The sequence below is a fragment of the Methyloceanibacter methanicus genome (assembly GCF_001723285.1).
Lineage (GTDB): Bacteria > Pseudomonadota > Alphaproteobacteria > Rhizobiales > Methyloligellaceae > Methyloceanibacter > Methyloceanibacter methanicus.
In genome coordinates this window covers 198,108-224,207 of the sequence record NZ_LPWG01000011.1, presented here as the reverse complement: position 1 = coordinate 224,207, position 26,100 = coordinate 198,108, and the positions used below count along the sequence as shown (strand labels likewise).

The 26,100-nt window shown below is 58.6% G+C and carries 33 protein-coding genes and 4 pseudogenes; 24 read left to right on the top strand and 13 right to left on the bottom strand.

Annotated elements, in window-relative coordinates:
• Nucleotides 1–231 precede the first annotated feature (231 nt).
• From AUC68_RS08570 to AUC68_RS17710, 6 genes are all read left to right on the top strand, one after another.
• On the top strand, nucleotides 232–1,146 hold the full coding sequence (locus AUC68_RS08570; RefSeq protein WP_069437455.1) for an ArdC family protein: 915 nt from the start codon (nucleotides 232–234) through the stop codon (nucleotides 1,144–1,146).
• Nucleotides 1,147–1,236: 90 nt separating this feature from the next.
• On the top strand, nucleotides 1,237–1,554 hold the full coding sequence (locus AUC68_RS08565) for a hypothetical protein (protein ID WP_069437249.1): 318 nt from the start codon (nucleotides 1,237–1,239) through the stop codon (nucleotides 1,552–1,554).
• A 430-nt stretch (nucleotides 1,555–1,984) separates the two neighbouring features.
• The gene (locus AUC68_RS15870) at nucleotides 1,985–2,224 is read left to right on the top strand and encodes an XRE family transcriptional regulator (RefSeq protein ID WP_244500451.1); all 240 of its coding nucleotides are present in this window, start codon (nucleotides 1,985–1,987) and stop codon (nucleotides 2,222–2,224) included.
• Nucleotides 2,224–2,721 carry a HipA N-terminal domain-containing protein gene (locus AUC68_RS17720; protein ID WP_244500450.1) on the top strand — a complete coding sequence of 166 codons (498 nt, stop codon included), beginning with the start codon at nucleotides 2,224–2,226 and terminating at the stop codon, nucleotides 2,719–2,721. The genes AUC68_RS15870 and AUC68_RS17720 overlap by 1 nt, the downstream gene beginning before the upstream one ends.
• Complete coding sequence (locus AUC68_RS17715) at nucleotides 2,718–3,290, top strand: type II toxin-antitoxin system HipA family toxin (RefSeq protein ID WP_244500449.1); 573 nt, start codon at nucleotides 2,718–2,720, stop codon at nucleotides 3,288–3,290. The genes AUC68_RS17720 and AUC68_RS17715 overlap by 4 nt, the downstream gene beginning before the upstream one ends.
• Nucleotides 3,287–3,478 carry a hypothetical protein gene (locus AUC68_RS17710; RefSeq protein WP_244500448.1) on the top strand — a complete coding sequence of 64 codons (192 nt, stop codon included), beginning with the start codon at nucleotides 3,287–3,289 and terminating at the stop codon, nucleotides 3,476–3,478. The genes AUC68_RS17715 and AUC68_RS17710 overlap by 4 nt, the downstream gene beginning before the upstream one ends.
• A 57-nt stretch (nucleotides 3,479–3,535) precedes the next feature.
• Here the strand turns inward: AUC68_RS17710 and AUC68_RS08550 are convergent, their stop codons facing one another.
• Entirely contained in the window at nucleotides 3,536–3,724 is a 189-nt protein-coding gene (locus AUC68_RS08550) for a hypothetical protein (protein WP_069437454.1), read from the bottom strand.
• 879 nt (nucleotides 3,725–4,603) lie between these two features.
• On the opposite strand from AUC68_RS08550, the gene AUC68_RS08545 reads away from it, so the two are divergent.
• The 4 genes and pseudogenes from AUC68_RS08545 to AUC68_RS18695 all read left to right on the top strand — a co-directional run.
• Entirely contained in the window at nucleotides 4,604–4,906 is a 303-nt protein-coding gene (locus AUC68_RS08545; protein WP_069437247.1) for a hypothetical protein, read from the top strand.
• Nucleotides 4,907–5,001: 95 nt separating this feature from the next.
• Nucleotides 5,002–5,208 (top strand): hypothetical protein, encoded by a 207-nt coding sequence (locus AUC68_RS08540; protein WP_069437246.1) that lies wholly within the window; start codon nucleotides 5,002–5,004, stop codon nucleotides 5,206–5,208.
• Nucleotides 5,209–5,258: 50 nt separating this feature from the next.
• Nucleotides 5,259–5,483 (top strand): hypothetical protein, encoded by a 225-nt coding sequence (locus AUC68_RS08535; protein ID WP_069437245.1) that lies wholly within the window; start codon nucleotides 5,259–5,261, stop codon nucleotides 5,481–5,483.
• 66 nt (nucleotides 5,484–5,549) lie between these two features.
• Nucleotides 5,550–5,648: pseudogene (locus tag AUC68_RS18695) on the top strand (antirestriction protein ArdC); the annotation flags it as partial.
• Between the two features lie 505 nt (nucleotides 5,649–6,153).
• Here the strand turns inward: AUC68_RS18695 and AUC68_RS15865 are convergent.
• Both AUC68_RS15865 and AUC68_RS08520 read right to left on the bottom strand, forming a co-directional pair.
• Nucleotides 6,154–6,300 (bottom strand): annotated as a pseudogene (locus AUC68_RS15865) (IS5/IS1182 family transposase); the annotation flags it as partial.
• A gap of 363 nt (nucleotides 6,301–6,663) precedes the next feature.
• Nucleotides 6,664–7,110 (bottom strand): VOC family protein, encoded by a 447-nt coding sequence (locus AUC68_RS08520; RefSeq protein WP_069437242.1) that lies wholly within the window; start codon nucleotides 7,108–7,110, stop codon nucleotides 6,664–6,666.
• A gap of 48 nt (nucleotides 7,111–7,158) precedes the next feature.
• Between AUC68_RS08520 and AUC68_RS08515 the strand changes: the two genes are divergently transcribed.
• The 3 genes from AUC68_RS08515 (at nucleotide 7,159) to AUC68_RS15855 (ending at nucleotide 8,575) form a co-directional block, all read left to right on the top strand.
• The gene (locus AUC68_RS08515) at nucleotides 7,159–7,749 is read left to right on the top strand and encodes a TetR-like C-terminal domain-containing protein (RefSeq protein WP_069437241.1); all 591 of its coding nucleotides are present in this window, start codon (nucleotides 7,159–7,161) and stop codon (nucleotides 7,747–7,749) included.
• Nucleotides 7,750–7,851: 102 nt separating this feature from the next.
• Nucleotides 7,852–8,265 (top strand): nuclear transport factor 2 family protein, encoded by a 414-nt coding sequence (locus AUC68_RS08510; protein ID WP_069437240.1) that lies wholly within the window; start codon nucleotides 7,852–7,854, stop codon nucleotides 8,263–8,265.
• Entirely contained in the window at nucleotides 8,252–8,575 is a 324-nt protein-coding gene (locus tag AUC68_RS15855) for an MmcQ/YjbR family DNA-binding protein (RefSeq protein WP_083240561.1), read from the top strand. The genes AUC68_RS08510 and AUC68_RS15855 overlap by 14 nt, the downstream gene beginning before the upstream one ends.
• A gap of 136 nt (nucleotides 8,576–8,711) precedes the next feature.
• Here the strand turns inward: AUC68_RS15855 and AUC68_RS08505 are convergent, their stop codons facing one another.
• Nucleotides 8,712–9,026, bottom strand: a complete 315-nt coding sequence (locus AUC68_RS08505) for a winged helix-turn-helix transcriptional regulator (protein WP_158008282.1) — start codon at nucleotides 9,024–9,026, stop codon at nucleotides 8,712–8,714.
• Between the two features lie 196 nt (nucleotides 9,027–9,222).
• Here AUC68_RS08505 and AUC68_RS08500 point away from each other — a divergent pair, with 196 nt between their 5' ends.
• Nucleotides 9,223–9,711: an SRPBCC family protein gene (locus tag AUC68_RS08500; RefSeq protein WP_069437238.1), complete on the top strand. Its 489-nt coding sequence runs from the start codon at nucleotides 9,223–9,225 to the stop codon at nucleotides 9,709–9,711.
• 205 nt (nucleotides 9,712–9,916) lie between these two features.
• On the opposite strand, the gene AUC68_RS17705 is transcribed toward AUC68_RS08500, so the two are convergent.
• Nucleotides 9,917–10,078, bottom strand: coding sequence for a hypothetical protein (locus AUC68_RS17705; RefSeq protein ID WP_244500447.1), 162 nt, complete (start codon nucleotides 10,076–10,078; stop codon nucleotides 9,917–9,919).
• A gap of 16 nt (nucleotides 10,079–10,094) precedes the next feature.
• Here AUC68_RS17705 and AUC68_RS17700 point away from each other — a divergent pair.
• The 5 genes and pseudogenes from AUC68_RS17700 to AUC68_RS08480 form a co-directional block, all read left to right on the top strand.
• A pseudogene (locus AUC68_RS17700) lies at nucleotides 10,095–10,220 on the top strand (antirestriction protein); the annotation flags it as partial.
• Between the two features lie 254 nt (nucleotides 10,221–10,474).
• Entirely contained in the window at nucleotides 10,475–11,017 is a 543-nt protein-coding gene (locus AUC68_RS16415; protein WP_141701167.1) for a hypothetical protein, read from the top strand.
• A gap of 171 nt (nucleotides 11,018–11,188) precedes the next feature.
• Nucleotides 11,189–11,425, top strand: coding sequence for a hypothetical protein (locus AUC68_RS08490; RefSeq protein WP_069437236.1), 237 nt, complete (start codon nucleotides 11,189–11,191; stop codon nucleotides 11,423–11,425).
• Nucleotides 11,426–11,620: 195 nt separating this feature from the next.
• Nucleotides 11,621–12,844 carry a Fic family protein gene (locus AUC68_RS08485; protein WP_342027474.1) on the top strand — a complete coding sequence of 408 codons (1,224 nt, stop codon included), beginning with the start codon at nucleotides 11,621–11,623 and terminating at the stop codon, nucleotides 12,842–12,844.
• 535 nt (nucleotides 12,845–13,379) lie between these two features.
• A complete protein-coding gene (locus AUC68_RS08480; protein WP_083240560.1) occupies nucleotides 13,380–14,165 on the top strand; it encodes an ester cyclase in 786 nt (261 codons plus the stop codon).
• A gap of 13 nt (nucleotides 14,166–14,178) precedes the next feature.
• On the opposite strand, the pseudogene AUC68_RS15850 reads toward AUC68_RS08480, so the two are convergent.
• From AUC68_RS15850 to AUC68_RS08465, 4 genes and pseudogenes are all read right to left on the bottom strand, one after another.
• Nucleotides 14,179–14,409, bottom strand: a pseudogene (locus tag AUC68_RS15850) (transposase); the annotation flags it as partial.
• A gap of 196 nt (nucleotides 14,410–14,605) precedes the next feature.
• Nucleotides 14,606–16,000 (bottom strand): DUF1254 domain-containing protein, encoded by a 1,395-nt coding sequence (locus tag AUC68_RS08475; protein WP_069437234.1) that lies wholly within the window; start codon nucleotides 15,998–16,000, stop codon nucleotides 14,606–14,608.
• Nucleotides 16,001–16,436: 436 nt separating this feature from the next.
• Nucleotides 16,437–16,973 (bottom strand): cytochrome b/b6 domain-containing protein, encoded by a 537-nt coding sequence (locus tag AUC68_RS08470; RefSeq protein ID WP_069437233.1) that lies wholly within the window; start codon nucleotides 16,971–16,973, stop codon nucleotides 16,437–16,439.
• A gap of 5 nt (nucleotides 16,974–16,978) precedes the next feature.
• Complete coding sequence (locus AUC68_RS08465; protein ID WP_069437232.1) at nucleotides 16,979–17,239, bottom strand: PepSY domain-containing protein; 261 nt, start codon at nucleotides 17,237–17,239, stop codon at nucleotides 16,979–16,981.
• Between the two features lie 143 nt (nucleotides 17,240–17,382).
• Here AUC68_RS08465 and AUC68_RS08460 point away from each other — a divergent pair, with 143 nt between their 5' ends.
• Nucleotides 17,383–18,039, top strand: a complete 657-nt coding sequence (locus AUC68_RS08460; protein ID WP_069437231.1) for a response regulator — start codon at nucleotides 17,383–17,385, stop codon at nucleotides 18,037–18,039.
• An 18-nt stretch (nucleotides 18,040–18,057) separates the two neighbouring features.
• Nucleotides 18,058–19,413, top strand: coding sequence for a sensor histidine kinase (locus AUC68_RS08455; protein ID WP_158008280.1), 1,356 nt, complete (start codon nucleotides 18,058–18,060; stop codon nucleotides 19,411–19,413).
• A 2,031-nt stretch (nucleotides 19,414–21,444) separates the two neighbouring features.
• Here AUC68_RS08455 and AUC68_RS08440 read toward each other — a convergent pair.
• Nucleotides 21,445–21,789: a DUF488 domain-containing protein gene (locus tag AUC68_RS08440; protein ID WP_069437227.1), complete on the bottom strand. Its 345-nt coding sequence runs from the start codon at nucleotides 21,787–21,789 to the stop codon at nucleotides 21,445–21,447.
• Nucleotides 21,790–21,875: 86 nt separating this feature from the next.
• Nucleotides 21,876–22,466: a TetR/AcrR family transcriptional regulator gene (locus AUC68_RS08435; protein ID WP_069437226.1), complete on the bottom strand. Its 591-nt coding sequence runs from the start codon at nucleotides 22,464–22,466 to the stop codon at nucleotides 21,876–21,878.
• Between the two features lie 218 nt (nucleotides 22,467–22,684).
• Between AUC68_RS08435 and AUC68_RS08430 the strand changes: the two genes are divergently transcribed.
• Nucleotides 22,685–23,065, top strand: coding sequence for an SPW repeat domain-containing protein (locus AUC68_RS08430; protein ID WP_204376994.1), 381 nt, complete (start codon nucleotides 22,685–22,687; stop codon nucleotides 23,063–23,065).
• Between the two features lie 79 nt (nucleotides 23,066–23,144).
• A complete protein-coding gene (locus AUC68_RS08425; RefSeq protein WP_244500446.1) occupies nucleotides 23,145–23,744 on the top strand; it encodes a cytochrome P460 family protein in 600 nt (199 codons plus the stop codon).
• Nucleotides 23,745–23,884: 140 nt separating this feature from the next.
• Here AUC68_RS08425 and AUC68_RS15845 read toward each other — a convergent pair whose 3' ends face one another.
• Together AUC68_RS15845 and AUC68_RS08415 are read right to left on the bottom strand one after the other, a co-directional pair.
• Nucleotides 23,885–24,253: an ester cyclase gene (locus tag AUC68_RS15845; protein WP_083240559.1), complete on the bottom strand. Its 369-nt coding sequence runs from the start codon at nucleotides 24,251–24,253 to the stop codon at nucleotides 23,885–23,887.
• Between the two features lie 97 nt (nucleotides 24,254–24,350).
• Nucleotides 24,351–25,157, bottom strand: a complete 807-nt coding sequence (locus AUC68_RS08415; protein ID WP_069437223.1) for an MBL fold metallo-hydrolase — start codon at nucleotides 25,155–25,157, stop codon at nucleotides 24,351–24,353.
• Between the two features lie 23 nt (nucleotides 25,158–25,180).
• Here AUC68_RS08415 and AUC68_RS08410 point away from each other — a divergent pair, with 23 nt between their 5' ends.
• Complete coding sequence (locus tag AUC68_RS08410) at nucleotides 25,181–25,849, top strand: TetR/AcrR family transcriptional regulator (protein WP_204376992.1); 669 nt, start codon at nucleotides 25,181–25,183, stop codon at nucleotides 25,847–25,849.
• The last annotated feature ends 251 nt before the right edge of the window (nucleotides 25,850–26,100 follow it).

Sequence of the window (26,100 nt, the reverse complement as noted above, 5' to 3'; positions counted from 1 at the left end):
CAATGTATATTCGCCGCTTGCGGCCTGGCATAACCGTTCTTCTCCGTTCCTGCTTTTTCTCAATCTCTAATGCGTACTTTGGCCGGACGCGCCGTCCGGTCAACGGGCTGCCCGCACCACTCATTTCATGAGCCGTGTTGCCCGTAGCTGCCTTCGGCAGTGACCGGCCGGCTTGTGCGCCCGGCCGTCTTCTTTCGCGTCTTGAGGAACACCAGCGAAAGGAGACACATCATGACTTCAGACAATTCAGCACGGCAGGACATCTATAGCCGCATCACCGATCAGATCGTTCGGTCCCTGGAACAGGGCATCAAACCTTGGACGCAGCCCTGGAATGCGGCGCACGCTGCCGGGCCTGTATCGAGGCCTTTGCGCTTTAATGGCGAGACCTATAGCGGGATCAACATCCTGACGCTCTGGGCATCAGCGATGGAACGCAGCTTTGCAGCACCCATCTGGATGACCTTCCGGCAAGCCAAAGAGCTTGGCGGTCATGTCCGCAAGGGTGAGAAGGGCGCACCCGTTGTCTACGCCAATACGATCGTCAAAACTGACGTCGATGAAAAGACCGGCGATGACGTTGACGTCACCATCCCCTTCATGAAGGGCTATACGGTCTTCAATGTCGAGCAGATCGAAGACTTGCCGGCGCATTACTACGCGCGCGCTGAATCTACTTCGAACCCCGATGAGCGCCTTGCCCATGCCGAAGCGTTCTTCGCCAAGGTCGGTGCAAGCATCCAGAATGGTGGAAATTCTGCATACTATCGTATGGCGTCTGATCACATTCAGATGCCGTCCTTTGAGGCGTTCATTAATGCGCAAAGCTACTACGCCACGCTCGCCCATGAGAGCGTGCACTGGACTCGCCATCCGTCACGCCTTGATCGCAGCTTCGAACAGCAGCGCTACGGCGATGTTGGCTACGCCAAGGAAGAGCTGGTCGCTGAGTTGGGCGCTTCCTTCCTATGTGCCGATCTTGGCCTCAAGCTTGAAGATCGTCCGGATCACGCTTCCTATATCGGCTCCTGGCTTCAGGTACTGCGCAGCGATAAGCGCGCGGTCTTCACCGCTGCCGCCCATGCCCAGCGCGCTGTCGATTACCTGCATGGCTTGCAATGTGCCCGGCGCGATGCGGCGGCGTGAGGCTTCATGCAACGGCTGCGCTTGATCGGGGGCTGCAATGCAGCCCCCGATCGAGTGATATAGTATTCGGCGTCAGAGGAGGGCGCGCCGGTGACGAAGCGGCTTGATTTTTCAAAGGCGAACCGGGAGCGGAAGATGCGTACCCAGGGCGTCGAAGGCATTGACGGTCCCGGAACGGCTGAGCAGGCGCGGAAAGGCTATCGAGACGTTATCAACGAACGCAACAAGGACCCGGAACGGGCCCCGGGGGGTTCGTCGCACAGCCTGATCAAAGATCAGGCCCGCACGGATTTTGAAGCAAAGAAAGCCGGGACTTGGGACATTGTCGACGCATCGATCAAGCTCACCCTGCAAGCCGCAAAACGAGCTGACAAGAAAAGACCCCGCAGACACCGAAAAGGAAAGTGATGCTCGTGGCGGACCTCTGCCCCGGTGCAGGCGGAGGGCGACGCTGTGTCCACCTGTATCGTCGCCATGGCCGTCATTGACGACGCTATTCGCGTCGCGGCGATCATCATGCGGTAGCCATGGTGATCATGACCATGGTGTTGGTGCTGCTCCCTTGCCGGACCTTATCCGTATATAATATGTCGGCTAGTATCGACGTTAAGGAATAAAAAGTCGATATTTACCGACATTAAGGGGATAAATTTGCAGTTCGGCAGCGTCTCATGTATATTGTCGGTTAATCTCGACATTAACATGCGTAATGTCGCTAACTACCGACAGTATTATGACAATGGACAAAAGAGAACGATCCTTACCTATTCCCGTCCTGCGGGCGCTCCGCAAGCTCGGGCGAGATCTCGGCGCCGCCCGGCGGCGGCGGCGGATTCCCATGACCATTCTCGCCGAACGGGCGGGCATACATCGTGAGACCCTGGGCAAGATTGAAAAGGGTGATCCCGGTGTGCTGATGGCCCACTACGCTTCCGTGCTGTTCGTGTTGGGGTTTGAGAAGCAGCTCGCCGACATTGCCGACATCACCCATGACCAGCTCGGCCGTGACCTTGAGGAAGAAGCGCTGCCCAAGCGCATTCATACCAAGCGGCGCAAACCGTCCCCGGAGCGTGAGTGATGGACAAAGAGGTTTTTGTGTATGTCGATCTTCACGGGACGCCCCACCTGGTCGGGCGTTTGTGGGCGCGTACGCGTAATGGCCGGGACAGCGCCTCCTTTGAGTATGATCGCGCCTGGCTGGATAATCGCGAGCGCTTTGCACTCGAACCGGCGCTCACGCTAGGTGAGGGCGCTTTTCATACGGATCGCGCGCTGTTTGGGGCCATCGGCGATTCAGCGCCGGACCGCTGGGGACGTGTCCTTATGCGCCGCGCGGAGCGGCGGCGGGCAGAACAAGCCGGTGAGCAGCGGCATACCCTTCGTGAGATCGACTTCCTTCTGGGCGTCAATGATGAGGCGCGGCAGGGCGCGCTGCGTTTTACCGCGGAGGAAGGCGGTCCCTTCCTTGCCGAAGATGGTGCGGTAAGGATCCCGCCGCTTGTCGATCTGCCAAGGCTTCTGAATGCTGCCGATCGGGTTCTTCCGATGACGCGCGCGATGAAGATTTGCGCTTGATCCTGGCGCCTGGATCATCGCTGGGTGGGCGGCGCCCCAAAGCCTCTGTTCGCGATCGCGACGGTCATCTCGCCATCGCCAAGTTTCCAAGCCGTGATGATGATTACGATCATGTGCGCTGGGAAGCTGTCGCGTTGACGCTTGCCGGTGATGCCGGGCTCAGGCTGCCTGACTGGCGGCTTGAGCAGGCTGGCGAGAAGCCCGTGCTATTACTGCGGCGCTTTGATCGCGTCGGCGCTGAACGGATACCCTTCTTGTCGGCGATGAGTATGCTGGGCGCGCAGGACAATGAAGCGCGCAGCTATCTCGAGTTTGTCGATGCGCTGCGCCGCTATGGCGCCGCTCCGAAAGAAGATATGCACGCCCTGTGGCGTCAGATCGTCTTTAACGTCCTGATCTCAAATACCGACGATCATCTGCGCAACCACGCCTTTCTCTATGAGGGCACGGCAGGCTGGCGCCTTGCACCCGCCTACGATCTCAATCCCGTGCGACCGACATCAAGCCAAGGGTCCTCACCACGGCGATCGATCTCGATAGCAACGATGCTTCGCTCGCCCTGGCGATGAGCGTTGCGGCGTATTTTGAGCTGAATGAGTCTGAAGCAAAGCAGATCGCCGCACAGGTTGGCGCGGCTGTCGCGAACTGGCGCGCGCGCGCGGCGGAGCTGGGGCTCTCGCGCACTGAAATCAATCGCATGGCGTCTGCCTTCGAGCATGACGATCTGGACGAAGCGCGTGCCCTGGCAGCAGCCTGAACGGCCCGATCTTTAAGTTAAAGATTGGCCGCCGGGGCGCGTCCCGGCGGCGTCGGCTTAGGGCCGCAATCCAGGGCCGACCGGGCGCGTCAGGGCCCTGCGGATATTCGTCAGGTTGAAATGCGCCGCGCGCAGTTCCGGCGCGTTCTCCGCCAGGTCCGGAAGCTCTGCGCAAATCCTTTGCAGCAGGACCATCAGCTCGGGTCTCGTCATGCGCGAAAGCTCGGTTTGAGTCAGCACTCTCATTATTTCCTCCATCGGTTTGACCGCGCCCATCGCGGCCTTCATGGAGGTCGTCCTGCGCCTTCGGCTGCGGGCTGCACCGCGAAGCGGCCGGAACGTCAAGAGGAGGAGGCTTTCGGCAACGAAAACTTGCGGCCGTCAAGTCGTCGAAGGTGCGAGGCATTGCAATGAAAAGGTCCGCATGGGAAGGGCGGAACGATGCGAAGGAAACAATGACTGACTCAAAACGGACGAGCGCAGCGCGGGCGGGTATGAGAGGAACGCAAGAAGTAGCTTTGCGCGTGACGGATCGCGCTCCAGCGATGCCGTGGGTAGTTCAATCTAGCGGGCAGTTGCGGGGCGCGTGCCGTCACACGGAACCGGGCTCTAGCGCTGCACGCCCGAACCCCGTCCTGGCCCCTGCGGAACCGCGGGCGGGTTTCGGCCCATCCGGTTCACGATCCCTCGCGCGGATCTTAACGGGGCTGTTGCCAGCACCGCGAGCGAGCGGCAATGCGGAGGAGCTGTCAGGTTCGCCGGCGTGAGCCGTCGCTGCCTGTGTGGCGGCCGAAAAGAACGAGCCGGGCGAAGTGGCACGTTCCGCTTTCCAAATATCATCCAGATCGCGCTGACCGCGATTCGGCCCGTCTTTTCACGGGTGATTCCAACTTCCGACATCGATTTCTTCTGGCGCTGCCATGGGCTGCTCCTTTTCGGCGCCGCATGGGGTTGTGTTCATTCAGTACGCCAAACCTGACCTGGCGGATCGGATGATGCAACGGGCGGCCCGCTCCGTTCGCTGCGCTCCCGCGTTGCCCGTTCCCCTCCGGTGCATCGCTCCGCTCATCGCCGGTCTGACCGGATGGCGTTGAAACAACACCATGCAGCAAAGGAGAAATCGTCATGGCTACCAACACGAAGAAGTCCAAGAAGTCCAAAAACCAACCCGTCGAAAAGATGCGCAACGGTTCCATCGTCGCCACGATCTGGAAGAACGAAAGCGAGAAGGGTGCCTTCTTCTCCGTCACATTCGCCCGCACCTACAAAGACGCTGACGGCGACTACCACGACGTCAACAGCTTCTCCGGCACGCAGCTTTTGCAGCTCGCAAAGCTCGCCAACGAAGCCGATACCCGCGTCCGCAAGCTCCGTCAGGACGAGCGCGCCACCGATGACGATGAGGACGATCAGGAGGAGGCCGCGTAAGCGGCCTTTTCTTTTCGAGGAAAATCAAAACCGAGGACCGGGAAGCAGCCGCCTAAAACGGCTCTTCTCACCTCACCAAAGAAAGGAACGACACGATGAGAAATCCGGCCCTCAATTGTTACAGTCTGGACGACGATGTCCTCGACGCTGAACAACGCGAAGTCATGGAGCTAATCGGCGAGCGCTGTGACTTCGGTCACTGGATCGACGACTATCTGATCGATCTCGACCTCAATCATGAGGCTCCGGCCGACACGATTCGTACGGTCCGTCCCGTTCGCGATGGCGAGCTCCCCTTCTAGGCGGTCTTTCCATGCACCATCAGCCACCAAAAACAAAAAGGAGAACGCTTATGGCCACGCTACCTCCCAACCCCGACGGTCAAAACAACCGGCGCGCCGCATTCGCTGAAACCGCGCTTGCCGCCTATATGAGAAATAACGCTGTTGACCCTGACAGCTGCCTTGCCGACCTGCTCTGCGATCTTATGCACTGGTCAGACCGCAACGACTTCAACTTTGCAGATGAGCTGTTGCGCGCGCAGGGCAACTACGACGCAGAGACCGCCAGCGCCTAATCAATCGCGTCCGGTCATAGGGATCCCATCGCGAAGAACCCTCGATGTCATCTGCGGCCGCCATGCCACGATAAACGCGCCGTCTTCACCGTTGCCGCTCACGCGCAGCGCGCCATCGATTACGTGCGCGGCTTGCAGGCGCGTGCCGAAGTTGCCGCCGCCTAGATCATGATCGTCATCGCCGTCGGCCATGGCGGCGGCGATCATGGCCATGGTGACCATGGCGGTCAGGTCTGTGGTTTGAGAATAGGCGGATTAATTCACTTTGAGTGAAGGAATGCGATGTTTTTCAAACTAGAGAGATGGTTTGAGAATATGCTATTCTATTCAGCGTGAGTGAAGACACGTATAACTCTCCTGCGCCTGACTTCAAATCCAACGTCAATTTGTGCGTACGGGTGCGAACGGTGCGCAGGCTCAGCGCGACGCCTGTGCGCGCCGGCGGCAGCTCCCACTCGTTGAGCGCGAAGTCCCGCCGCGAACCGTCAGCTTCGATAAGGCCGCGCAGACTGGTGCCATGCTGGGGCAAGAGGGCTGGGGCACACGCATAGTCGCCAAGCGTCGCGCCAAGTACCAGGGTCGAGAGCGGATTGTCGATGACCTTGCCAGCGACAACACCATCGACAATCGGGCTCTACAAGGCGCGAAGCAGCTTAGGCTGGCGACTATCTCAGGTCCAAGTGGCAACGATTGAAACCAGCGCCAAGGCGGCTCGGTAGTTGCGCGGCAGCCAATCGTATCTAGTGGTGATGCGGCGCCAGTTTATCAGCCGCCCGAACATGCGCCTGGTGACGTTGCGCCGCCGGTATGCGACACGGTCAAGTCGGGTCGATGGGGGTCCGCAATGGCATAGGCGTTCATTGCTTTGCATCTCCGGAAGGCCAGGCGACTATCTTCGGCCTGTCGCGCTCGAAGCCGCCGGGGAAGAAGACATTCAGCAAGTGTGCATTTCTGGACGTAGAAGATTTCGTCATTCGTCTAATGGCTGTGCGCACCGACACCGTCCTGTCCCGGTTTCAGTATCCACTCTGAAACGCAATACCGGCATCCGGTCTTGGCTTCATCTGCCTTGAACACCGCAGCCAGTTTTCCCATCTCGTAGCGCCGCTCGCCATCGGCAGGCAGGCTATGACGTCTCGTGCGGACATTGCACACCCGGCATCTGCCATTGACGCAGCACTCATGATCCGGGCTCCTCGTCCCAGCGGCGCTGCATCTCGTCAGGGTTCAGTTTCTCGATGGTTTGCGACAGCATCCATCGGTGGCCGAACGGGTCCAGCACCATCGCATTTCGCTCACCGAAACTCTGATCGGTCGGGGCGCGCAGGACTGTTGCGCCAGCATCGACGGCACGGGCCAGATCGTCATCGACCGCTTTCGTCGACAGGTGCAGCGTGACTGGCGAACCGCCGATCGTGTCAGGGCTGAGAGCCCCGAAATCCGGGTATTCGTCGGCGAGCATGACGATGCTGTCGCCGAATTTCAGTTCCGCATGACCGACCCTGCCGTCGGAGGGATCCGTCATGCGGAACTCTTCAGTCGCACCAAATGCAGCAATGTAGAATGCGATGGCCGCCTTGGCGTCTTTTGTGACGATGTAGGGACTAACCGTTGTGATCGAAGACATGGTTCATCCTTGCATTCTCTTTTTAATTACGTTACGAGTCGTAATGTAATGAGTCAAGGTCGATCAGATAAAAAAAGGCCCCGCGGCCGCCCGCCCAGCCAGGCTTCCCGGAAACGGGCGCTTTCGGCGGCGCACGACATCCTCATGGAAGAGGGGTTCGGGCGTCTGTCGATCGAGGCAGTGGCGGCGAAATCGGGAGTCGGAAAACCCACGATCTACCGGAATTGGGCGAATGCGTGTGAACTCGCCATGGCAGCGCTGATGGTGGCCGAGCCAGTGGATCTATTCGAGCGGGACGGCTCCCTGAAGTCCGGCTTGACCACGCAGATGAGAACGCTGGTGAAAGCATTCGCGACGACGCGGGGCCGACAGATCACCATGGCACTCGCGGCGGCAGACCCGGAAAGCGAAATGACGAAGGCATTTCGCAACCATGTGATCCTGTCCAGTCGGGAAGCAGGGCGGGGCCTGATTGAGCGGGCCGCTAAAAAGGGTGACATCACCGAACCAAGCGACATCGACGTTGTTCTGGACATCGTCTACGGACCGGTCTTTTACCGGTTGCTGGTTGGCCATCGGCCCCTGGATCGAACCTTTGCGGATCATCTGGTGGCCGCGGCACTCAAGATTCTCGAGTGAGCCGTCGATGACCAGAACACCAGCGGCATGCCTCGCGCCCAATGGTGCGTTGAGGATCGCACCGACCGAAATGCAGTCCCGCTGGTAGGAGGAGAAGGCCGGATGAACGATGATAGTCAAGTGCAGCTTGAAGCCGCCGAACAGGCCTTCAACGCGGCGATGGTCAGCAACGATCCGGATGAGATCCGAAAGTGTATTACAGATGACTGGGTACTTGTCACACCGGAAAGTGGCCCCTTGCCGGCAGAGAAGATGCTGGGCCTGATCGCGTCCGGCAGTCTTACGCACGACACGATGACGAAGACGATATATCACACCCACGACCTGGGCGACGTCGCAACGGTTACGGGACGCTGCCAGAACTCCGGGAGGTTTCAGGGTGCTCCCATCACCGCTGACAAATGGGTCACCGATGTCTATCGCCGGGTGGACGGCGAATGGCGCTGCGTCCTGACCCATCTTGCACCTGCCCTTGGTGAGCCGGACGGAGGGTCACCCGCAGATGACGACGAGTGATACCTTTCACGACTTGTCGCTTTCGCTGCATGGCGCGGTCGAGGTAGTTCATTTTGACAGGCGGGCCTACACGGTACGCCGAATCTTCGCGTCGCTCGCGTCAGACGGCGAAACGGCAAACCTTTACCTCACACCACCTGAGCAGGAGCATTGGTGCGGCCTCTTTCCTGATACTTTTGCGCCCGTCCCGAACAAGTGGGGTGCCAGGGGTTGGACTCAGGTCAGGCTTGCGACGATCGAGCCGATGGAGCTTCTTCCTGTGCTACGCGCAGCATGGTCCAATGGCGGTGGTTCGGAGCCGCCGGAATGACGACTGTACGGGTGAATGGCCATAAAAACTGACTGTGCCGGGCAGTGCCACGGACCCATCCGGGCCAAACGGACGTTCGAGCGGCGCGCGGCGAATTAGGCAGATGAGACCATATCGCAAGATTTCCACGTCGCGGCTAATGGCGGTTCTGCGGAACTTCCAGGATGTCTTCGTGCGCGCCGGTTGCGCCCCATCTGACGATTTCCGTCAGAATTGGAAGAAGCGCCTTGCCACGCGGTGCGAGTGAATACTCCACTCTTTTGGGCACGACCGGATATTCCTTGCGATGAAGCAATCCGAGTTCGGTCATGTCCTTCAATTCGCGGCTGAGGATGCGCGGGGTAATCGGTTTGCCCAGACAGCCCTTCACCAGCGACCTCCCGATTTCTCCGAAGCGCAGTGGACCACGGTGAAGGACGCACAGGATGTGCAGCTTGTAGCGACCGCCCACAATCTTGTTGAACGGCGATGGCCGGGCAGAGCGTGATATGGCTCATGTCGAGGCCAGTCAGGATCGAAACCCCTGGACCTCGATAGGTTTCATCATCCAGCGCCATGACAAATCTCCATACTATCGTTTTTCTCCGTATTTACGAAATCGTACTACTCCATGTAGCCTGCAATCAACGACGAAAAGGAGATCATAGATGGCAGGTGCAACAACCCTCGGCGACGATGGCAAGGTGACGGCGACGACGGACCCGAAATCGGGTGATATCCAAGCGGCGGCAGTCTTCGACACCACGCCAGAACGTCTGTTTCGTGCTCTCACCACCAAAGAAGTTTGCGACTGGTGGGTCCGGCCGGGCGTCTTCAATACCCAAGAATGGACCGGTGATGTCCGCGAAGGAGGGCTCTGGGCCGCGGCGGGTGTCGGTGGTGGTCGGCCCTACCAGCTTGAAGGTGAATTCATCACAGTAGATGGGCCGCGCGAGCTCGTGCATACTTGGAAGCCCGTAGGTGCGCCAATCGAACCGGCAACGCTGTCCTACAACATCGAACCTCGGGCGGACGGCGTGCGCCTGACCCTGCGCCATGCTGGCCTGCCGAATGAGGAGGTTCGCGAGAAAACGCGCGCGGGCTGGGAAACGAGTCTTGTTCGGCTTGGGGAAATCATTTTGGCGGAAAAGGGCTAACTTGCCCCGTGGCCTATGATGAAGTACTTGCCGCCGGCGTCCGCAACGCCTTGTCGGACGCGGGCAATCGATGGGAGTAGAAAATGGTGGGCGAAGGTTGCTTCATGGTCGGGGGCCAAATGTGCTGCAGCGTCATCAAGGACGCTTTGATGGTCAGCGTTGGGCGCGACGAATGCAACATGGCCTTGGCGGATATCTCTACCGTTCAGGCGAGTGGGGTGAGCCGATCTTCTCGCGTCCCGTTCTGCTTGAAGTCATTGGGCGCTTCATGCACCTCGAAGTCGTCGGCAAGTCGGAAACGATGATCTTCCCGCGCTTCCAGCAGCTTGATGCCGTGCGTAAGTTGATGGCTCACGCGCGCGATCATGGTGCGGGGAACGGCTATCGGGTCATGGCTTCAGGTGCTGGGCAACGACAAACGCGCCGTCTTCACCGCTGCTGCGCACGCGCAGCGCGCCGTTGATTGCCTGCGCGGCTTGCAGGGCGAACGGGGCATGCAAGGCGGCTGAAGCCGGCCGAGTCTTTTACGGCTTTGGCTTTAATTGACGAATAGGTTGCCCATCACTTTGCACGGTGCAATTAGCACCCTGTTGATGACTCTGATGAGCTTCCTGCACGTCGTCGTAGAGTCTGGTTCCCAAAACAGCGAGTGGAATAAATATCGCGGCAAGATAACTTGCGTGCTTAAAGCCTTTTTTGTATTCTTTTGTTTTCATAATAATCAAGTCAGTATCAGTAATAATAAACGACACGTTGTCACAAGATGGAAATTAAATCAACGCCCCAATTTATTGGGCTTGATGTCGTTATTAAGCACGATAAACCATTTATCGCGCCTGTATTATTGTGGACTTTTATTGATCTTGAGCGGGCGGTTTCTGACGCAAGCCGGAAACAAATTGAAGAAATAGCCGAAACCTATCCTGATTTATCAAACGAGTTTCTTGGTTTTGCACTGGATGCGCTCGAACGAAACAGATATCGCCTGGTCTGGCTTGAAGGCGTTGAGCCCGGCTCCAATAAGTTTAAGGGCAGCCTTGCAGGAGTTGTCGGCTGGCTGGCTCTGCTCTTTGCCACCAACGTTACGGGCGATGTTCTTGAGAAGAAGGAGTGGTACGGGGAACTCGTTGAGCAGCTGGACAAAAGTACAGATCGCCTTGGCGAACTGATTGTGGATGATCTGAGAAGAACTTTTCATCCGCAGGGCCTTCCGGACGGCGTCAAAATAGACGCCCAGATCGTCGGGGGATCGCGTACGCCTGGTTGTCTATCCGAGCCCCGAACAAACGGACCCCGCGTTCTTTGATATTCCGCCGCCTCCCAAAAAATGAGCGGCATGATCCGGGGCGTGAAGTAGTACACCTTGAGGGTTCGGCTGCTTTGACCAGCCTGTGACCAATCCCTGCCTGCGCGGGGTGCCTATCTTCCGATCAGTCGCGGCCGTGAAGGCATCCGCGGCAGAACAGGAGGAATTGAGATGGTCAATCAAGCACATGCCGATCACGGCACGGTTCTTCGCCCCGATCAGGCGGCCTTCGTCGTCAATGCCGACGGCAGCTTCTCTCTTCTTGTTCCCGATCTAGCGGAAGGAGAAGCCTACTCAGCCGCTCAAATGCTCGTCGTGGCCTTTGCAGCCCGTCTTGAGGACGAGGATTTTCGCGAGGATATGTTTGATTTCCTTAGCGATCTCCATGCTGAGGGCGGACGGCACTGAGCTGCCCTGTCGGGGAGATGGGTGTTTGCCGGACTCAGAGTCCGTTATTTGCGATTTTCACGCATTAGCATTAGAAATACCTGTTTTTCATGTATATTTCCATGTGTTATGATATTTCACAGAAAGGAAGCGTTTTTCGACATTGGGGCCGGTTAGGGGGCGGTTTTTGTCGGATAGAACAGTTTTGTCATAGCTATGAGCGATCAAAATCATTTTTCAGGGCCAGTTACGGTTTTTCACGAGCGGCGGCTTGCGGAAAGGGCCACGCCCGCTGGCTATGCTGCGCTCATCGACGCCTATGATCTGAACGTCCCTTTGCCACGCACTCTGTCCGCCATCGGCGCTCATCACAGGATCGTGGAGGAGGGCGGCTGGCGCATCTACACACCAAGATATGCGCCGGACCCCACGCTCGCAGATCACCTGACCTTTGCCCTCAAGAATGAGAGCCTCGACCTGGCCGTACTCAAGCGCCTGTTCCTGAAGACCGGAGCGGGGCCGATCGAAGAGGTCGTCAAGGCCAAGCCGACGGGCAGCTATGCTCGCCGTCTCTGGTTCTTGTATGAGTGGCTGACCGGGGAGCGCCTCGACCTGCCAGACGCCGATCGCGGCGCTTACGTCGAAATCGTCAACCGTGACCAACAATATGCCGGCAAGAGCGAAACCTCTGCACGCCATCGCGTAAAGAACAATCTGCCGGGCACGCCTGACTTTTGCCCGCTTGTCTTTCGCACGGAAACGCTGGAGCGCTTTATCGCGATGGACCTTCAGGCGCGTGCGCAGGAAGTTGTCGCCGCTGTACCGCGCGACTTGCTGGCGCGTACGGCGGCTTTCCTGCTGCTAAAGGATTCAAAGTCCAGCTTTGCCATTGAAGGCGAGCGCCCGCCTCAGGACCGTATTCAACGGTGGGGCCGGGCCATCGGTGAAGCTGGAAAGCAGCCAATTGACCTCGATGAATTGCTGCGCTTGCAACGCATCGTTATTGGCGATGCGCGCTTCGTGCATCTTGGCCTGAGAAGAGAAGGCGGGTTTGTTGGCGAGCATGATCGCGACACGCGTATGCCCATACCAGAGCATATCAGTGCCCGGCATGAAGACTTGGACTCACTGGTTGCTGGAATGACAGCCTTTGATGCACAGACGGTCCAGGAACTCGACCCTGTCATTGCTGCAACGGTGCTCGCCTTCGGCTTTGTCTATATCCATCCCTTTGAGGACGGGAATGGCCGCCTGCACCGTTATCTCATTCATCACGTGCTGACCGAGCGCCGCTTCAATCCGCCCGGCGTTATCTTCCCGGTCTCGGCGGCCATTCTGGAACGTATAGATGACTACCGCACCGTTCTTGAAGATTACTCAAGGCGGCTATTGCCTGTCGTTGAGTGGGAGCCGACCGAAAATGGCAATGTCCGGGTCTGAACGACACGGGGGACTTCTATCGATTCTTCGATGCGACACCGCAGGCTGAGTTCCTCTTCGCCTGCGTTCAGAAGACGATAGAGGAAGACCTTCCCGAAGAAGCTGCCTTTCTCCGGCGCTATGACGCGTTTCGGAGTGGGCTTAGCCTCGTTGTCGATATGCCAGACCGGCTCTCAGACCTTCTCTTCCGCTTTCTGGACCGGAACGGGGGGCAACTCTCTCAGCGCGCGCGCGCCAGAGAATTTGCCGCGCTCAGTGACGAAGAGGCCGCGCGCATTGAGGCCATTTATAGCGAAACATTCGAGGGCTGAGTAGCTCTGTGCCCGCTTGGCCCGTGACCATTCTTCAACGTGATTCCACGCGTGGAATGGCTTCGCTACGCCTAGCAAGTCCAAATTCTGTTGCCGTCACATCGCAAAGATCCAGCGAGTCGACTCAGCCCGCTTGCAGTGCGTTGCCATGGCGCACGACGCCCTCGTGACAATTTCTGCTAAAGACAGATACCTGCGGCTAGCTGCGCGACAGAAAGGAAGCAATGACGAACGTCACAAACATAGCCTTGGTGCATCGTCTTTTCGAGGACGGCTTCTCCAATAACAACGCAGACATTTTGCGGGAGGTGCTGGCGGAGGATTTTGTGCAGAATTCGGTTGGCGCCATGACAGGAGACGAGATAGCTGCGGATGGTGCCTGCGAGACCGTTATCCGAGAAATGCGTCAGTATCACCAGGCGTTTTCGGGCTGGAGCGTCACGTTAGAACACATCATGGCTGAAGGGGATCATGTGGCGGTCCGCTGGATCGGAAAGGGGCGGCACACCGGCTCCTTCTATGGCGACTCGCCGACCGATAACGAAGTGTTGCTGGGCGGCAATTCGCTCTACCGTATCGCTGACGGCAAGATTGCGCAGGGCTGGGTATACAGCAATGAGACAGGTTTCCGCAGCACGTTGGGACTCTCCGAGGGTCCGCCTGCAGGGCCAGGCGAGGCCCTGGTACGCCGCTTCTGGAAAGAGGTCATCAACGGGCACAATCCCGATGCGGCGGACGCGCTCCTTTCACCGGACTACCGTCAACATGCTCCGGGCATTGCGCAAGGTCCTGAAGGCTTCAAAGCGTTCTTTCGCGATCTGCTGGAGGGCAGCAGCGGGATGCGCGCCGATGTTCTCGCAATAGTTGACACCGGTGCCATCATTGTCTCGTTGACCGAGATCAGCTTCGACGTGCCGGGGCCGGGTTGGCCGAGACAACTGCGCATTGTGGACGTATTTCGAACCGACGGTGACCGTCTGACAGAGCACTGGGATACGTCTGGTACCTAGGCCGTTGACTCATATCCATGATCTGATCCCAGACGCCAGCCTGGCGCCAGCGAACGAAGCGATTGTAGCACGTTATTTGGGGACCGCAGCCCTCTGGCACATCGCGCCATAGTGCACCCGAGCGCAAGACCCAAAAGATGCCGTTCAGAACGCGTCTGTCATCCACGCGGGGAATGCCGCGTGGCTTGTTCGGCAGCATCGGCTTAATGATGTTCCACTCGTAGTCGCTGAGTTCATAGCGCATGATTCGAAGCTCCCAAAACGGGAGCTGGAATCACATCTATGCCGACGGCATCAAAACGCCATTTCCGCAGTTGGAGGTAATGCGGACTAGACGCGGGCATGGCCTTTTGGGCCGGCTTTGATCCAAAGCGGCTGTGACGCTCAGCCAGAGGATGCGACCCCGCACGAGGGGCCACATCCGATACTATTGTCGGTACTCAGTTATCCCTGATGACGGGCGGCGGGTTCCACTTCCCTGTCAGAGCGGGCGACTTGGGTGCGTAGAGGCGCATCGTCAGATTGAATGGCCCCTTGGGCGCCGGCAGCCAGTTCGCCTCCTTGTCTTTCCCGGGGCTCTCGTGCTGGAAGTAGAGATCGAGCGAACCGTCGTCGTTGTACTTGAACGGCATCCAGTTCGACACGGCAAAACGGTTGAGTTCGTTCGCCACCTGAAAGCCCTTCGGGTCGTACAGTGTAATCGACCAGAAGGCGTTTACCGGCGGAATCTCATCTTTTTCGAAGTGAATCTTATAATTGTTATTGCCGTCGAGCGGCTTGCCCTCCTTGTCGCCGATGTTCAGCGGATAGACGGCATCTTCAGGCACATTCGCGCCAAGGCCTTGCTGCGTGACGATCGAGCGCTTCAGGTAGTAATTGCCGTAGACTCCCATCGTGTCGGTGTTCATCGACCAATAGTTCACGACCTCGGCCAGCTTCGGCAGCTTCCACGCCATCAGCTCTTGCGCAGCTTTTGGTGCCTGTTCGATCGCCCTTTTGACGACCGGATCGGCGCCGTCGAAGTCAAAGCTCTTCCCACGCTCGATACCGAGCCGTTCCATGCGCGCGATGATCGGTTGATCGGTAAAGTGTGGCGGGTGCAGTTTCAGAAGTTCAGCCGCATAGGTGAAGAACTTGGCCCCGCTCATGGTATCGACCTGCTCCTTGGGCGGCGTCTTCATGTCGACGTCGGGGTCGATTTTCCTCGGCTCCGGCCTCCAGTCCTCGTTGTCAATCTGAGACAGCGGCCGTAGCGTGATGGCGTCCTGGATCTTATGGACGGCATCGTAGTCTGCCGGACCGTCCGTCTTGATGCGGCCGATGATCCACACATAGGGCGTGGACGCCTTGAGCTCGGTGACACCTTCCGGAATGGAGCCCGTCCAACCTGGCGGCGTGACGAGGAAAGTTTGCGCCTCGGTGCCGGTGGTGCGCCAGCCGGGAGACGCAAAGACGTCGGTCCACATGTCGAGCACAGGCAACAGGTAGTAGCGCCCATCCGTATTCGGCACCGAAACGACCATCGGCTCCTTAGTCAGGTCGAGCCACGCGGCCGAGTACAGCGTATCGAAGTTCGGCCGCACCACGGTCTTAAACTCCGCCGTGGGATAGGTAGGGACGTTGACGAACATGTTTGTGGGGGCTTTGAAGTCACCGACCTTGTCGACATTCGTGGATTGCCGGCGCGTCAAGTCCATCGTCACCAGAGAGTAGAGATAGACATAGGCCTCGGTCGCGATGTCATTCGCCTCGTCCTGCGACAGCGCCTTAGCCGGGGTGGCATAGGCTGGCGCGACTAGCAATGCGAGCCCTAAAGCAACTATCCGTATCATCATCTTTGAAACCCTCCGAGTTTGTTTATACGTTCCACCGGGAAGAGGAAAATCAGATTGACTTGCAGACCCCAAGTCGGATGTCCCTTGGGACACGTTTATGTCGCTCTAATGACAAATCTAGTCATCCCCCATGTCTCCTTGTGGGCACACCCCGGAATTGCCGCCCGCCGCGAAGGAAGGCCGCTTACCGGTCCAAAGCGGACTCTGGCAGGTCGTGTTTATGTGTTCACGCCCTAGTAGGCAGCAGCGGACGCATCTTGCGCCGAACTCCATTGCTTCTGCCGACTTGCGGTATTCGAGCATTCGACTTCGGCGTCTGCTAGCGCGGAGAACTTCGGGGCCCATGGTTTGGTCCGTTGGACTGTTGTTGCATTCTGCGCCTGATGGATGAACACAGGGAGCCCGAGGCAGAATTGGCGCTCAATGAGTTCGCTTGCTAGTCAACGTCATGTGGTCCGGCAGCTCGCTTCCGGCCAGTCACCATGGCGCGCACTAGGTTTTCGCGATGCCTGAAGCTCGTCCACAACACGCCGGCGACGTGCAGGCCCACCAGGACCAAGGCGACGTTGGCCAGAGTTTCATGGATCGCTTCCACAAGCTCAGATCCCCAATAGGCATCGGTAGTCATCAGCCATCCAGAGAGGCAGAGACCGAGGAGCGTAACAAGCAGGGCGATGATCATGGCGCCGCCCGCCGGGTTGTGGCCGAGATGCCGCACTTCGCGGCCCGTCACCAAATCTTTGAGGTACCCGGCGACGACAAGGGGAGACTTCACGAAGCGGCTGAATCGGGCGTGATCGGGGCCAACAATGCCCCAAACGAGACGCAGCGCGATCAAAGCCGCCACCGCGTATCCCGCCCACAAGTGGAGCGATTTCCACCCGTCGCCGGAGAGCCAGGCAACCACGAAGCTGGCTGCCAAACTCCAATGAAATACGCGGACAAAGACGTCCCAAACCCTTGTCGTCGCCATGGCACTTAACCCTCCTTGACGACTTCGAAGGTCTTGGGATCGAAGTAGGTCTCGGCCCGCTGACCTTTGCCGTCGAAGCCGTAGACCTCGTAGCAACCGTCATCGATTTTGACGCGCTTGATCTTCCAGCCTTCCGCTTTGAGCTTTTGGCGCAGTGCCGGCTCTGGCTGCCACTCGGACTTTGGAACGTTGCAGCCTTCGCCCGCAGCCGCAAAGCCGGTCATGATGAGCGTTAGGCCTGTCGCGACAAGAAGTGCTTTTCGCATTTCTACCTCCATGGGGTTGGTTGTCGATGTCCAAAGAGATAGAGGGAACTGCTGACGCTTGCCTGAAGGCTGGACAGCTGGATTTTCAGCGTGCTGTAAGGTTCTGAGGGCAATCCTCGCTGCTGCTATATCCGCCGGTTCCCATGCGTATTCTCCTGATCGAAGACGAACCTCTCCTTGGCGACGCCATTGCCACACACCTCAAGCGTGCCAATCATGCTGTTGATTGGGTGCAGCGGCTCGATGATGGAGAGGCAGCGCTACGAGCGGTGGACTATGGCCTGGTCCTGCTCGATCTTCATCTCCCGGACGGAAGGGGGCTCGATCTCCTTCGCGCGCTCCGCGCGGTGGATGACAATCGGCCAGTCATCATCCTCACGGCTCGCGACCAGATCCGAGACCGCATCGACGGCCTCAACGCCGGGGCAGACGATTACCTCGTCAAGCCCTTCGATCTTGATGAGCTGGTCGCGCGCATTGCAGCGGTGCAGCGAAGGTCGGCGGAAAAGGCGAGTTCATCGTTCCGAGTAGGCGACCTCGTTGTCGATCAACTCGCCCGCAAGATTTGTCGCGACGGTGCAGAGATTCAGCTCACGGCACGCGAGTGGGCGGTCCTTGACTGTCTGGCCGGGCGTTTGGGGGCGACCTTTTCGAGGGCGCAACTGGAGGAGTCCTTGTATGCGTTCGGCTCCGAGATCGAGAGCAACGCGGTTGAGGTCTACGTCAGCAGATTGCGCAAAAAGCTCGGCACCGACGTCATCCGTACGGTGCGCGGCGTCGGCTACCGGTTGGATGGTTAGACCATGCGCGCTTGGAGCATGAGCCGCCGCTTAGTCGGCACTCTCGTTATCCTGGTCGGCGCTCTCTGGCTCGTCGGCGTCGGGATCGCCGCCATGTCCATTCGGCATGAGATCGACGAAGTGTTCGATAGCGCGTTGCAGGAAACGGCGCAGCGTCTCCTGCCGTTGGCGCTGGACGACCTTGATAGCCATGATGATGAAGAGGCGCCGGAGCGAGAACTCGCCGACCCATTTCCGATGGAAGAGCACGAGGAGTATCTGCTCTATCAAGTCCGCGACGCGCGGGGCCGGGTGCTATTGCGCTCCCACGATGCACCTGTGATTGCCTTTCCAGTTCCACTGAGCCGCGGTTACTTTGAGGACAACGGCCGAAGATACTTCACCGAAGAGTCCGCGAATGGGCAACTCTTCATACAAGTAGCGGAGGTCGCTGAAGAACGACAGGAAGCGGTCGCCGCGCTGTGGATGGGTTTGATAGCCCCGCTGCTTGGTCTGTTGCCAATCTCTGCAATCGCTGTCGACTGGATGGTCCGACGCGCAACGCAACCGATTACAAAGGTGCAGAGCCAGATTGCCAAACGTGGCGGGGAGAACCTCGACCCCATCGATCCATATGGTTTGCCTCTGGAGCTGATGCCGATCATCCAGGACATGAACCGGCTTCTTCAACGACTTGAGGCTGCGCTCGATGCAGAACGATCATTCGCCGCCAATAGCGCACATGAGCTGCGTAACCCTATAGCCGCGGCTCGTGCGCAAGCAGAGATTGTCGCGGAAGTCTTGCGGGATACGCCTGACGAGGTTCGTGCACGTCAGCTCGTGGATACACTGGGACGGCTGAGTAAGCAGATCGAAAAGATGCTCCAGTTAGCGCGCGCCGAGGCTGGGCTCGGCTATGCGCGTCCCGAGACCGATCTTGTCCAGGTCGCGCGTTTGTTGGTGAACGATTATTCGCAGCGACCCAAACTGGTCGATCGCCTTCGCTTTGATGCTGGAGACGAGGATAGCGTGATTGTTGGCATCGATCCCGATGCGCTCGGTATTGCGTTGCAGAATCTGATCGACAACGCTCTAGCACATGGAGCCCCTGATACGCCCATTATGATAGCGGTCGGCCCCGGCGCCATCGTTAGCGTCGTCAACGAAGGGCCTGCCGTAAGTGCAAGCGAACTCCCAGCACTCACCAAGCCCTTTGAGCGCGGCGACGCGCGGAGAGCACCAGGCGCTGGACTTGGGCTTTCCATTGTCAAGCAACTGATGCGTCAGGCCGATGCGCGTCTGGAGCTTTTCTCTCCGGCCCGAGGAAAGGATAGCGGCTTCGAAGCAATACTGATATTTCCTCGCGTGCACGCTCGGCTCGATCTCAAGGGCTAAGCCGCCACGTAACGAATGCCTGATCGTTGCGGGCGGTAAGTTGGCCGATGCCGGCGCACACTCGTGCACATTGGGCGACGACACGCAAGGTGCCCAAGAGGAGGTCAAGTTCAAGAAGACTAGTGGACTGGATCTTCGCATGTGTCAGGGGCGACTTGGGCCGATCTCCAAGAACACGCATCAAGACGACCCAGAGGGGCGACGACTTCCGAGGCACGTTGGGTTGTCGATGGGTTCGGATCAACGATTGCGGACCGAAACGCCCGGCGACGCATTCGGACAGCGGTTTGCTCGGTACGATCTGTTCTATAACGTCGAGATCTAGGACGCCGACAGTTAGCCGACTTTCACTGACTGTCGGCGGTGTGCGGACGTTCAGACCGTCCATGTATGGACGGCCTTGACGGATCTGCCTTCCGCAGTGCGGTTGGGCTAGTCTGTTCGTCTTGCCGGTGAAAAGCGAACCGAGGCATGGCGCAACGGGCCGTGCCGGAGGGTCCCTCGCAACGCTGCACGAACTGGAGGTGCGTGCGACGGAGCCGAACCTAGCGATAGTCGTTTGGACCAGCAATCAGACGGAAGGGCCTATGGATTTTCCGAGGCGGGTTCGTAGAAGGTATGCCCATTTTCCTGCCTCTGTCGCGCGATGCTCTCAGCGGCGGCAGCGCACACCGCAGCGGTCTCGATCATAGCGTCGTAGAAGTTGTCCGTATCCTCCCGCGTCCAGCTATGAGGGTCACGCATCCATCGGACAGAACAATATGAGATGTAGGCACACCAGCGCCATGGGTCATTCAGAGTATCATCCAACTCGTGGCCCCACATGCGGTCCTGCATCGATCGAACCCGCATGATGTTTTCAAACACAGTTGGATCGCCACACAAGGGGTATTCTTGCAGTCTGTTACGAGACTCGAGCAAGTCACTGCTTACCATTTGTTTTGCGAGGTTTAGCATGTGACGTGTTATTTCGGCCTGCAGGGTGAATGGATGCATGAACATTACTCCCGATAGCAGTTCAAACCGGGGCTCCAATGAAAAGGCTTCATTCTGGACAACGCCAGTCCAAGGCCATGCGTTAGGAACTCGCTCGTGGCCCCGCTGCTTCAACGTTAGCCCGAAGCCGAAGCCACTTGCGTCCTTTATTATACCAGCCGGACGACACGGTCCTTGAAGATTACTTGAGGCCGCTATTACCCGTCGTTGAGTGGGGGCCCGCCTAATGTGGCAACGTTCGGGTTTTGAACGACACCAGGGGCTTCTATCGGCATCTTCGATGCGACACTGCAGCCCGAGTTCCTCTTCGCCTGCGTTCAGATGACGACCGAAGAAGACCTGCCCGAAGAAGCGGCCTTTCTCCGGCGCTATGACGCATCTCGGAGCCAGCTTAGCCTCGTCGTCGATAACCGGACCGACTCTCAGACCTTCTCTTCCGCTTTCTGGATCAGACCATCGGGAAGTTCTCTCAGCGCGCGCCAATGAGATTGCCGCACTTGGCGATGACGAGATCGCGCGGACTGGGGCTATCTACGACGAGATATTTGAGGACTGAAATTGCGGCTTATCGCCTATAGATTCGCACTGTTTTGAGCTGCGCGTCGATGGCTTCGATGACGCGCCTGGCTTGCCCTCTTTCGACTGTTGCTCTGCGGATCCAGCTTGTCCGCCCTGAGCCAAGTCAGACGAAACTGCGGTCAGTCCGCCTTGGACGATACGTGCGGATCAGGTATGCCCGGTGGCATCGGACGATACATTTTGAACGATGCCCGATGCCCTCGTCAATCGAGGCAGCGCCGTACATGGCTGGCACGGAGCGGACATGGCCTTGGGCAGCCGCAAGGCCTGCTTCTGGGACGAGGCGGCCGTGCCATGTGGGTCCTTACAAAGTCAGCCTTTCACTGCCCATGGCGGACACCCACCAACATGTCTTAGGTCGGCCCCGATCACTTTTCTCGCGAGGGTTTTGCCCAGGCCCACCGTCGAGAGTGGCCCCTCCGTCTTCCGTTAATCGTTCAGCTCCGAAAATTTGGGCTAACTGCGCTCAAGAATGTCCTTCAATATTGCAGCACTGCTGTGCCCTTCGTCTCTAGCTGCAAAGACCAGAGTGACGGGACCCTCGGCGCGCAACGCCCGCAGTTGATCCAAAAGGTGTTGTTTCTCCGTCAACTCCGCCTGATAGCGCTCTCTAAATTCCTCCCACCGGGCCAGATCGTGACCATACCACTTGCGCAAATCTGGGCTTGGAGCGATGTCTTTCAACCAATCGTGCAAAGCGGCCTCGGCTTTCGCCACACCTCTTGGCCACAGGCGTTCCACGAGGATGCGATAGCCGTCGGTCTTTGCGGCTGGTTCATAAATTCTTTTGATACGGAACAATTTGGATCCCTTCCCACAGTCCCAAGTCGCACATTAACCGTAGCACCCGTGCGTTGCGGGCTGCTCCAATCCACGCGCTCCGTCGGTCAGTCCGCAGTGCAGGACCCGGCTGGCGACGGCAGAGCATCCAAAATCTGGGCCGCCATCAACCTGGCACAGCGGGCGGGTGCGGCCGAGCGGGTCACATGGGCGACCGCCGTCGCTCCTTCGATCAGCAGGTTGATCTCTTGAGCGAGCCGCTTGGGTTCGGCGAAACCGCCGGTGTGGGTAAGCTCTTCCAGATAGGCAACGACTAAGCGCTTGTGGGCTGCTGCCTCTCGGAATACCGCGCTCGTTTCGTCCCCAAACTCGGCCGCGGCGCTGATGAACGGGCAGCCATGGAATGCCTCGCTTTCAAACCATTCCTCCAAGTAATCAAAGGTAGCGAGTATTCGGTCTCGCGGCGTGCGGCCATGTTCCTCCACAAAGCGGCGCATGTCGTCGCGGAACCCCTCGTCAATGTGGCGCAGCACCGCGAGGATGAGGCTGTCCTTCGTCTCGAAGTGCCGATAGAGGGTGGTCTTGGCAATGCCGGCCTCTTCGATCAGACGATCGATGCCGGCGGCGTGATAGCCGTTTCGGTTGAATAGGGTAGCGGCAACGTCGATCAAGTGATCCCGTTTTTCGGCTCGCTTCATGGCCTACCTCGACAAGTTAAAGATACCGATCTGTTTCATATAAATGCCGAGGCCGGGCAGCGCAAGAAGTGTCCTTCTCGCCGTCTGATTAGGCTCCGCTCACTCGATCGTTACCGCAACTGAATTGCAAAACAATACAGATCTGTCTATTTTCAGAATCGATACAGATCAGTATCGAATTTGCGTACCCTCTGATCAAAGACAAATGAAGGAGCACAATGATGGACATCCGCTTCGTTACCCGCCGAATCCACGCGTATCTCGACTATCCCGTCGCCTTTGGGCTGATTGGCTTGCCGTTCCTGCTAGGGCTCGGCGCCAGCAATCCGCTGGCTCTCTGGCTGTCGGTCGCAACCGGCGTCGCAGCTTTCGTGCTAACGGTTCTGACCGATCATGAGACCGGCATCATCCGCGTGGTGCCCTATTCGCTGCATGTCGCCGTCGATTTCCTGGTGGGACTGGTATTCGTTGCAGCACCGTTCTTGTTCGGCTTTTCGGGATTGGATGCCTGGTTTTACTGGCTGAGTGGCGGGGCAGTGCTGACCGTGATCGCGCTCAGCCGACCCTTGTCCGAGGCGCGCGAACCAGTGTCCGCCTGAGCAGACCTTCCGTTCGCACGCCGCTCGACATTCGACGGCGAGGGACAGACTTCGCCGTCGATGAGCATGAACAACTGAGTTGGGCGAATTAATTGGTGCCCAAGGAGTACCTCACATGACACGCTTTATTGTCGCCGCCTTTGGCCTGCTCTCCCTTTCGGCAGTCCTTATCAACGCCGCCCAGAGCGCTCCCGAAGCAAAAGCAGTCGCCGAATTGGAGGCGCTGTTGCATGTCCCAGCCGCAAACTACCGGCGCGACTGGGTTCTGCTCGGCACGTTCTCCGTTCTGGCCGACGATCCCTCGAAGGGTGCCAAGGAATTACACGTGGTCTATGCGGAGCCGGAAACCGTGGACGCTTATCGCCGGACCGGCGCTTTTCCCGACGGCTCGGTGCTCGTAAAAGACGTCCTTGCGGCCAAGAGCGAGAGGCTCACCACAGGCCTTGCAAGTTATGCCGAAACCCTTGTGGGACGTTTCGTCATGGTCAAGGACGAAGGCGAGAAACATGCGGGCAAATCTCCGCTCTGGGGCGACGGCTGGGGCTGGGCGTTCTACGAAGGAAACGAAACCGAAGAGACCGTCACTACCGACTACAGGCAAAACTGTCTCGGTTGCCATGAGCCCGCGCGCAGTCAAGATCTGATCTATGTTCAGGGCTATCCGGTGTTGCAGCGGTAAAGGCCTGGGCGTCCGGACACTGCTAGCGCAACATCCGCTCCTGAAGCGACGCGCACTTTAGACGGTGTCTGTGTCATGCCTTCAGCTTGGGCGCGTTTTTTTCTTGCAAGGCCAAGGCGGCGGGCGCGCCGAAGTGTGGGTCAGGCAGCCCCCTGACGGTCACGGCCAAGCTGCGACACCAGAAAAGGTTCGTTGATCGTCAGCCAGGTCTCGGCGATCAGGCCATCCTCCATCCGGTAGAGCGCGACACCGTCGAAGAAGACGAGCGCACCATCCGGCTCAATGCCCTGGAATAAGTCGGAATGGGTTGCGTGGATTTCCCAATGGGCTGAGACGAAGTCCTCAGCGGCGATGGTCTTCAGCGTTTCGAAGGTCATTTCGCTGAAGGACCGGCGGAAGATGCGGAAGAAGGCTTTGTAGCTTTCCCGGTCATAGAACTCGCCGCCCGGAAAGCCGTGGCAGATGATATGCGGTACAACGGTTTCATCGATGACCTCGACATCCTCGATATTCGTGGAATGGTCCCGGCCAAAAACCTTGCGACCGTAGCTTTATTGCGTTCGAACAATTGGTGGGCCACGCCGTTTCCTTTCGTGGTGATGTGCCTCAGCCGATGGCGGCTTCGATATGCGCAATGTGCTCGGGGCCGACTGCGTCGGAAGTGCCACGGCCATATGCGCTGCGGATGATGCCGGTCAAACCGTCGATGCCGCGCGCCACCGGAAGGTGACCTGAGAGGACATGAGCCGGAGCGAGGTCATTGAGGTGGTTCAGGATCGCAGCAAGGGCCATCCCATCCATATGTGCTAGCCATGGCGCGTCAATCGACGACCAGCCGACAAGCCCCTCGCGCAGCGTTGCGGCGGGCACTTCCGCAATGTCGCCGACCATGCCTGGCAACAATGCACCGAAGGCATCGACGGTGAAGAGGACCCGTTCGTCCGAGTCCAGGAATCCCATGGTTTCGGGCGCGTCGTAGTAAGGCGGGCGGACCTGGTGCAGGCGGCGGCCGCTGACCTCCAGCACTTCGCCTGGTTCAAGCAGGCGAAGCCGCTCTGCCGCGCCCACGCCCATCATGCCCATCTTCCCGGCGCCGAGGAAGTTGGTGATGACCTGCGCATTCGGCGCGGCGGAGAGGAGGCGATTGAGATTGCCGATATGGTCGGCATCGGTGTGACTGAGCCAGATCCAGCGCAAATCCTCGAGATCGAGTTCCGCTTCTAGACGGCCGATGAAATCCCCAGACAATGACGCAAGGCCGGTATCGACGAGCATCGGCTCGCGCCCTTTGAGCAGGAAGGCATTTACGGGGAGCGCGCCCAGACCGGGAACCGGAAGCCAAGCTGGGAGAACTGACCAGTCGTTGGTAATTGCGGCGGCGGGCAGGGATATAGGGTGTTCTATCGGGGTCATGAGATGTCCATTTAGATAAACATATGCGATTATTGAAATTGCGTATACTGGCCCACATTCCGTTTGTCAAGATTTCAATAGCCACTATTGTTCCTTCAATGACCGAACATAAACGTCCTTACCGAATGCGCCGGCGTGCGGCGTCCCAGGAAGAGACCCGGCGGAAAATCGTCGAGGCGACGATGCACCTGCATGAGGAGCTGGGGCCCCGGAACACGACAATCAGCAGCATTGCCGAACGGGCAGGGGTGCAAAGGCTGACGGTCTACCGTCACTTCCCCGATGAAATGGCGGTCTTTCAGGCCTGCACGTCGCATTGGCTGGAGCAGCATCCACTTCCCGATCCGGCCGACTGGGCAAACGAGCGCGATCCGCTTGCCCGATACCGCGCGGCAATCCGGGCGTTCTACGACTACTTTGCGGGTACGCGGCGAATGTGGACGGTTTCGTTCCGTGATGTGGCCGAGGTTCCAGCGCTGCAGCAGCCGATGGCCGACGTGGCGGCCTTTCTGGATGACGTGGCAGATGACCTTATCCGCGCATTCGGAAAGGCAGCGTCAAGCGACCAAATCGCGGCAACGATCCGCCACGCGCTGCACTTCCTGACCTGGGCCGAACTCGAGGATCAGGGGCTCGACACTGATCGCAAGCTCGAGCTGGTGACGCATTGGCTTTGCTGTAGCCGGTCCTAGGCGCTCGCGGGGGACTTGGCCGCCGGTCAATCGCGTCGACAATGTCCACGGTGACCGCCAGCTGGTTTGCTCGTGTCCGCCCATGAAGTCTACATCAAAGCCGGGCAGACGGACCAAGAAACGCGGGTCTCGCAGGCAGAACCCTGCATCGTATTGTGACAGGTCTCCTCTGGTACTCTGACGAAGCAGTGGACGAATGGCTTTGCTGAGGGAGGGCCGCCAAGTTTGAAACAGTGCCTTGGCGGCTTCCT